The 7,083-nt window shown below is 35.2% G+C and carries 6 protein-coding genes and 1 pseudogene; 4 read left to right on the forward strand and 3 right to left on the reverse strand.

Translation table 11 applies throughout. The annotated features are described in order from the left end of the window. The 3 genes and pseudogenes from AB4Y90_RS13485 to AB4Y90_RS13495 form a co-directional block, all read left to right on the forward strand. A pseudogene (locus AB4Y90_RS13485) lies at nt 1-692 on the forward strand (DUF5977 domain-containing protein); the annotation flags it as partial. Nucleotides 693-701: 9 nt separating this feature from the next. Further along, on the forward strand, nt 702-4,199 hold the full coding sequence (locus AB4Y90_RS13490; protein ID WP_441558079.1) for a DUF6443 domain-containing protein: 3,498 nt from the start codon (nt 702-704) through the stop codon (nt 4,197-4,199). Then, nucleotides 4,199-4,573: a hypothetical protein gene (locus tag AB4Y90_RS13495; RefSeq protein ID WP_441558080.1), complete on the forward strand. Its 375-nt coding sequence runs from the start codon at nt 4,199-4,201 to the stop codon at nt 4,571-4,573. The genes AB4Y90_RS13490 and AB4Y90_RS13495 overlap by 1 nt, the downstream gene beginning before the upstream one ends. Before the next feature lie 102 nt (nt 4,574-4,675). On the opposite strand, the gene AB4Y90_RS13500 is transcribed toward AB4Y90_RS13495, so the two are convergent. Genes AB4Y90_RS13500 through AB4Y90_RS13510 form a run of 3 tightly spaced genes read right to left on the reverse strand, consistent with a single transcriptional unit; the run spans nt 4,676 to nt 6,855 of the window. Then, a complete protein-coding gene (locus AB4Y90_RS13500) occupies nt 4,676-4,963 on the reverse strand; it encodes a helix-turn-helix domain-containing protein (RefSeq protein WP_441558081.1) in 288 nt (95 codons plus the stop codon). Nucleotides 4,964-5,019: 56 nt separating this feature from the next. Then, nucleotides 5,020-6,489: a contractile injection system tape measure protein gene (locus tag AB4Y90_RS13505; protein WP_441558082.1), complete on the reverse strand. Its 1,470-nt coding sequence runs from the start codon at nt 6,487-6,489 to the stop codon at nt 5,020-5,022. Between the two features lie 51 nt (nt 6,490-6,540). Beyond that, nucleotides 6,541-6,855 (reverse strand): hypothetical protein, encoded by a 315-nt coding sequence (locus AB4Y90_RS13510; RefSeq protein ID WP_441558083.1) that lies wholly within the window; start codon nt 6,853-6,855, stop codon nt 6,541-6,543. A 34-nt stretch (nt 6,856-6,889) separates the two neighbouring features. Here AB4Y90_RS13510 and AB4Y90_RS13515 point away from each other — a divergent pair. Continuing rightward, on the forward strand, nt 6,890-7,083 hold a 194-nt coding region (locus AB4Y90_RS13515; protein ID WP_441558084.1), incomplete at its 3' end, for a hypothetical protein.

Below are 7,083 nucleotides of genomic sequence, written 5' to 3' on the forward strand. Positions count from 1 at the left end.
GAGATTACCCCATAAAAAATGTTACGGTTCATTCAGATTCACAGGTAACGGAAACCACTTACAACTACGCCCACGAGAAAGGGAATACAAAGCTGATCAATGCTAATATGATTGGTATTCCTTTAGAAACAACAGTTATAAAAAAACAAAACTCGAATGATGTAGGAAAAATAGTTTCAAAAACAGAAACAAAGTATGACAATATTGCTAATTTATTCCCTTCTTCTGTTTTATCGCAAGATTTGCAGACTTCAACAATGTCTACTGAGCTTACTTATGATCAATATGATTCCAAAGGAAATCTATTGCAGTACACCACAAAAGACGGCATTGTAACTTCGGTAATTTGGGGTTATAATTCAACTCAGCCCATTGCTAAAATCACAGGTATTCCTTATTCTGTGGCAAGTGGATTGGCAGCAGCTATTATTGCCGCTTCAGATGATGATGCGTTAAATCCTGTCAATGAAGGAACATTAATTGCTGCTTTAGATGCTTTCAGAAAACAGTCTGCATTACAAAATGCTCAGGTATCGACTTACACATATGATCCTTTAATTGGAGTAACGAGCATTACGCCACCATCAGGAATCAGGGAAATCTACAAATACGATTCTGCTAACAGGTTAGAAAATATTAAAGATATTAACGGTAAACTGTTAAAAGAATTCAAGTATAACTACAAACACTAAAAACCAGATATGAAAAAAATAATCATCCCAATCAGTGCATTGTTTGTAGCGGGGCTTTCCCATGCGCAAACTTTGAATTTAAGCACCAATGAAAATTATGTTTATTCGAAAACCTATTTAACCGATCCTTCATCTTCTACACCCAAAACTGTGGAAACTGTGCAGTATATCGACGGTTTAGGCAGATCAAAGCAGGCTGTCAATATCAAGGCGTCCCCTCTCGGGCGGGATGTGGTTACCCATATTGAATACGATGCTTTCGGCAGACAGGTGAAAGATTTTCTTCCCGTTCCACAATCAGGAACAGGTAACGGAGCTATCGTAGTCAATCCTCTAACCAATGCGACTCAAACAGGAATTTACGGTTCAGAGAAGATCTATGCAGAAAAAATCCTGGAAAACTCACCTTTAGACAGAATCAGGCAGCAGATCCAGGTGGGTAACGACTGGACTAATAAACCTGTACAATTTGATTATGATGCCAATGACGTGAGTGATCGTGTTGGTAATTTTATCACTACAACAACCTGGGTTGGAAGTGCAACAAAGACAGTGGCAAGAACATCAAATAATGTCTTTTATGGAACGGCACAGCTTTACAAAAATACGGTAACAGATGAAGATGGAAATAAAACCATAGAATTTAAAAACGGAAAAGGACAAATTATATTGGTCAGAAAGATGTTGAGTACAACCGAGAATGCCGATACTTACTATGTATATAATGAATACAATCAATTAGCCTTTGTAATACCACCTAAAGCTTCTTTCGCATTTTTTGAAGAGTACGGCGCTGGAAGCGATGATGAAATCTCAAGTGATATTTTAGATAACCTTTGTTATCAATATAAATATGACGGCAGAAACCGATTGGTAGAAAAAAAGCTTCCCGGAAAAGGCTGGGAATACATGGTGTATGATAAAGCTGACCGGTTGATCATGACTCAGGATGCCAATATGCGTACAACCGGAAAGTGGCTTATTACCAAATATGATCAATTCGGAAGAGTAGCTTATACGGGAATTATTCCGGGAGCAACAAGAGAAAGCATGCAGAGTCAGGCAGGACAATTCGTGATTACAGAATCGAGGCATCCATCAGGATTTACAAAAAACGGATTACAGATTTATTACACCAACGGATTGTTTGTGGATATTGAAACCGTTTTATCCGTCAATTATTACGATTTTTATCTCGTTGGCGACCCTTTTCCTGCCATGGTATACGATCAGCAGGTGCTTCCTTCCGATGTACAGCAATATGGGGTAAGTACAAAAGGGCTTCCGGTGTCTCATTTCGTAAAGAATATAGAAGATGATGGTTGGACAAAAACCTACCAATATTATGATCTCAAAGGAAGACCCATCAGAGAATTTTCTCTCAATCATTTAGGAGGCTATACCAATGTGGAGAGACGACTGGATTTTTCAGGGACCCCCTCTRTTACTTTAACTCAACATAAAAGGCTTGCCACCGATACGGAGAAAAGGATAGAAGAAATATTTACTTATGACCATCAGAACAGATTATTGACCCATAGCCATCAGATTGACAATAATCCTGTGGAATATCTGGCGCAGAATAAATACAATGAACTTTCGCAGCTTGAAAGTAAAAAAGTGGGCGGAGCTAGTCTAAGTACACCATTGCAGCAGGTAGATTATAAGTACAACATCAGAGGTTGGATGACGCAGATTAATGATCCTAACAGCTTACTTGACGGAGATCTATTCGGGTATAAGATAAAATACAATCAGGTAGAAGGTCAGCAAACCCCTAATAATGATTTTACCAATCTGCAGGTAAAGCCTAAATACAACGGAAACATTGCCGAAGTCGATTGGCGTACAAGTACCACAGTTGGTGACAATTTAAGGAGATACGGATATGTTTATGACGGATTAAACAGGCTTTTAGCAGGCTTTTACCAGAAAGATACCAATCCTACGGCTAAAGAATATTTCGAAAAAATAGACTATGACCTGAATGGAAATATTACCAACCTAAAAAGGTCAGCTTCAAAAGACGGAAATGCTTTTGCTGCAACTATTGATAATCTTAATTATGTGTATGAAAATAACAATAAGAGCAACAGATTGATCACCGTTACAGATACTTCCCAAAACTACAATGGCTATCCTGATACTTCAGGAAATCCCATTAGTTATGACCTTAATGGAAATATGATCACGCATAAAGATAAAGGAATACTTCAGATCGATTATAATTTTCTGAATCTGCCAAATTATTTAAAATTTGATCAATTATATTTTACCAGAGGAACTTGGCAAAACACAAACACCGTTAATTATTATAAAGCTGATGGTACAAAGATCAGAAAAGAACATCGCTACAATGAAAATAATGTCTACAGAAAAAAAATAACAGAATATTTAGACGGTTTTCAATACGAAATTATAGCTAACGTCGGAGATCCGACTATTAAATTTGTTCCAACCTCGGAAGGTTATTTTGATTTTGAAAAAAATAAGTATATTTACAATTACAGCGACCATTTAGGAAATGTTCGTCTCAGCTACTTTAAAAATGTAAGTGGCAGCATAGAAGTTCTTGAAGAAAACAACTATTATCCTTTCGGATTGAAGCATGAAGGGTATAATGCTCTGGCTGGAAATAAAAGTTACCAATATAAGTACAACGGAAAGGAACTCCAAGAGACGGGAATGTATGATTATGGTGCAAGATTCTATATGCCGGATATTGGAAGGTGGGGTGTCGTGGATCCGTTGGCGGAGAAAATGACTCGTCATAGTCCATTCAATTATGCTTTTAATAATCCGATAAGATTTATTGATCCGGATGGGAGGCAGACTAAGGATGTAATAATTAAAGGAAGCGAATCAAAAGAAGCATTAGCGCAACTGCAAGCTTCTGTACAGGGACAACTTAATTTGTCTATGGATGATAAAGGAAAAGTTACTGCAACTAAAATTGAAGGAGCTGAGCAAACCGATGCGTCAAATGTTCTTTTTCATGCTGCTAATGTGGACAAAGATCATATTGTAACTTTGCAAACAGATAATGACATGAGAATTGATCAAGCTGCAGGAACAGAATACCCTTTCTTTGAAGGAGGTGCTTATAGAGGTAGTTATGAATACAATGGAAAGGTTTATGCTACTAATGTTGTTAACCCAGATGTTTTAGGAAAATATGAAAGTGTGATGGGTGCAGCCAAAGGTTCAAATATTTTGCATGAAGCACTAGAAGGTTATATAGGAGCTTTACTTTCTCCGGGGAGCCCTGCATCTATTTCTCCTCAAACGGCCGCAATGGGATACAATGACGCTCATGATTTAGCGGCTTGGATCGATCCAAGATATAAAGAAGGTTCAGGATTTACAAAGAATAAAATTACTAGTACTACTTTTAATGGTGGTACAATTACAATAAGTGATAATGTCTCATTGAATAATAAGAAAACAGGAGCAGTTATTCCTATAGGTACTTATTCTGGAACTTATAAAAACTTAAAAAAGAAATAATGAAATTACTGATATTAATATTTTGTTTACTTTTTATTGGATGCAAATCACAAACATCGAATTATGACTCTCTATATGCATATGTAAAAAAAATAGATTCTACATCTCATAATTACATTCTTCATTTAGAAAAAAATAAAGAAAAGATTATTGTGCCAATTTTTAAAGATTGTGACAACAAGAACAGTTACCCAAATAAACTAAGAATTGGGAAGAAATATAAATTTATTTTGGTAAAAGAAGTAAGTTATACAAAAACTCAAGATGGTTTTTTAAAAGAAATCGTAGATGATGTTGAAATTTGGAATTCCGATATGAAAAGAACCAAGTATTATCCTGATTGTAAAAATGTATGTGGACTATTTATAAAATAAATACCTGATCTTGCGGATTTGTAATCCAATAATAAAAGAACCCACCGCAATGCGGTGGGTTTTATGTTTTATAGCGCAGCTACATTTTTATTAAAGAAGTCTTTAAATTTTTTTGGTAGTAAGCATCTTATCAATGATTTTAAAGACAGTGCTTTTATCTTCTTCGTCGACCTGCTGAATGAGTTCCATTTGTTCGAGAGTAGATTTATCTTCAATTACAATCTCTTTAGGTTTTAGGTTTTCATCGTAATTGATAACCTGGTCTACAGACAGATTAAAGAGTTTAGCCATTTTGGTAAGCTCTGTAACAGTAACTTCCCTTAATCCTTTTTGGATTTTGGAGTATGTAGATTTATCTACGCCAATATGCAAAGCAACTTCTTTTTGCATAGGTTTTTGCTTCTCACCAATAGGAAGACTTACACTGTACGCAAACAAAACTAAAGTCACCACTTCACAAACAAAAACTTATCCTTCCACGACAATTTAACCAAACCCAGTCCCCAGTTCAGCTTTTCCAATAAAATATCCTGCGTTTTTTGCTCTACTGTAAGCATATAATCATGATCAGACACAACCAATTTGCCGGACCTTTGGAAAAACTCATTTTGCAGCAATGCTACAGACGATTTTTTCATAGGATTCCAATTGTGCTGCACGCTTTCGATCACATTTTTTGCGTGTGCTTTGTGTTTGCGTGAAAGTTTAATATGCCTGTTAATAGATTGATGCATTGGAATATTGCATAAAAATTTTTCGAAAACCATTTCGTATTCAGGGGCGTTTGTTTTTCCGGTGGCAATATAGTGTAACAAATGTGCACCCAATTCGGGATCTGTTAGTTGCTGTGTTTCGGGATGAAGAAGATCGCAATGTTCAAAAAAAGGTTTGATGAATGGATGTATCAAAATTAGTCCTGCATTTTTAATGTATTGTTCATCGTCCTGACTTAAATCTTCGCTGTTATAACTTAAAATTTCGTCGGTTTTTTCATTTTTTTGTTGAATTGTTTCATTTGAAATTTCTGTGTTTTCAGATTTCTGCTCCGACTTTTTTCTGAGGATTTCAATAATTTCATTTTCTTTTACAAAAGGAAAGATATGAATGATTGTTTTTAGATGTTGATCGTTCTTTTTTTGGGGCAATAAACCGGCTGGAAACAATTCTGTTCGTATAATTTTTTGTAAAACAAATTCCCTGAGATTAATATTTTTTGTGTACAGATACTCCGATAATATGCTCAAAACCAGACGCCAGACAATTTGTCTTTCGGTAGGATTCAGTTTTAAAATACTTTGTATTACCTCATCATTTAAGTTGATTTTTAATTCCTTATTTGTTAAAACGGATATGCATAATTGTGCAATTTGTTCGTCTGAAAGTTGATTGATGATTCGTTCCTGAACATTTTTTTCAGGCAGAATTGTTGCAATCCTTCCCGGAAAATTTTTGCTTAAAATCAAAGTTTTAAATACCTTAGATTCTAAAAAAGAAGTTCCTTTTGTCTCAGAATTCCACCAAGGCATATTTCCTTTTTCCAGAAAATAGATAAAAGTGTGAATTGTTTTTTCCTGATTATCAATAAAATAAGCTTTTGAATCTCTTTCTATATCCTGATCCAAATTTTCTATCGGTTTCATCACTTCAGACAGTTCTTCTTGAAAGACCTGAGCAATTTTATCTTTTAATTCGATGTTAAGAGAACTGCTGTTTACATCAAGATTGAGTTCCAATCTTGGGATTTGAAGGGTTTTATTGCCCAATTTATATTCTAAAGCATTGATATATTTTTCTATTTCAGGGAAAACATCGATAGACAAAAAGCTATTGATATCTTCTTGTATGCTCAATGCTTTTTGTTTGCTGTTTACGGTAACTTCAACAAAAATTTTCTCAATGATATGGTCTTGATTCACGCTCAAAAGGTTTAATTATAAAAATCAGGAATTGCCAAATTTATTTGGTTTTTAATCAAATTCTCCGCCCCAAAAACCTGCAGGACAAAGGCTTAACGTAGATCTTTGTTTGGCGCTCAGTCTGCATCCGCAACCTCTTACAAAGCCGTCTTTCGGGTGGTCTGCAACTTCCAGCGTCGCAGGATTAAGCCATTTTAAAGCGTTGCAATTATTACCGTTTTTCAGCGGACACTGGTTGCAGATTTCTTCTCTTACTGAAAAAATGTATTCTTCATTTTGATTAGCCATGCCGATTTTTGAACGTAATTCATTAAAATGACCGCCAATAATTTCATTTCTTTTGCTAAAAAGTTTTTTGATATTCATGTGATTAAAGTTTTAAATTATGCAACAAAATTACATGAACAAAAGACGTTTTGCTAATGATGTGACCTTTGCATTCAGTCTTTGCAGTAAAAGCAAAAATATTTACCCTGACAATGCGTGTTTACAATTTTTGGGAAAATCAAGATTAAAAAATCCGGAAAAGGTTGAACGTAATTATTTTTTTAGGAGCTTTTTCCCGCTTTCCGCACTCGCTATTTTTGGGATTTC

Origin of the sequence: Chryseobacterium sp. 2TAF14 (genome assembly GCF_052115105.1) — a bacterium.
Lineage (GTDB): Bacteria > Bacteroidota > Bacteroidia > Flavobacteriales > Weeksellaceae > Chryseobacterium.

Bases quoted from the DNA above. Each gene is read 5' to 3' on its own strand.
- AB4Y90_RS13500 (WP_441558081.1), bottom strand. From the start codon at position 4,963: ATGCAAAAAGAAGTTGCTTTGCATATTGGCGTAGATAAATCTACATAC.
- AB4Y90_RS13495 (WP_441558080.1), top strand. From the start codon at position 4,199: ATGAAATTACTGATATTAATATTTTGTTTACTTTTTATTGGATGCAAA.
- AB4Y90_RS13510 (WP_441558083.1), bottom strand. From the start codon at position 6,855: ATGAATATCAAAAAACTTTTTAGCAAAAGAAATGAAATTATTGGCGGT.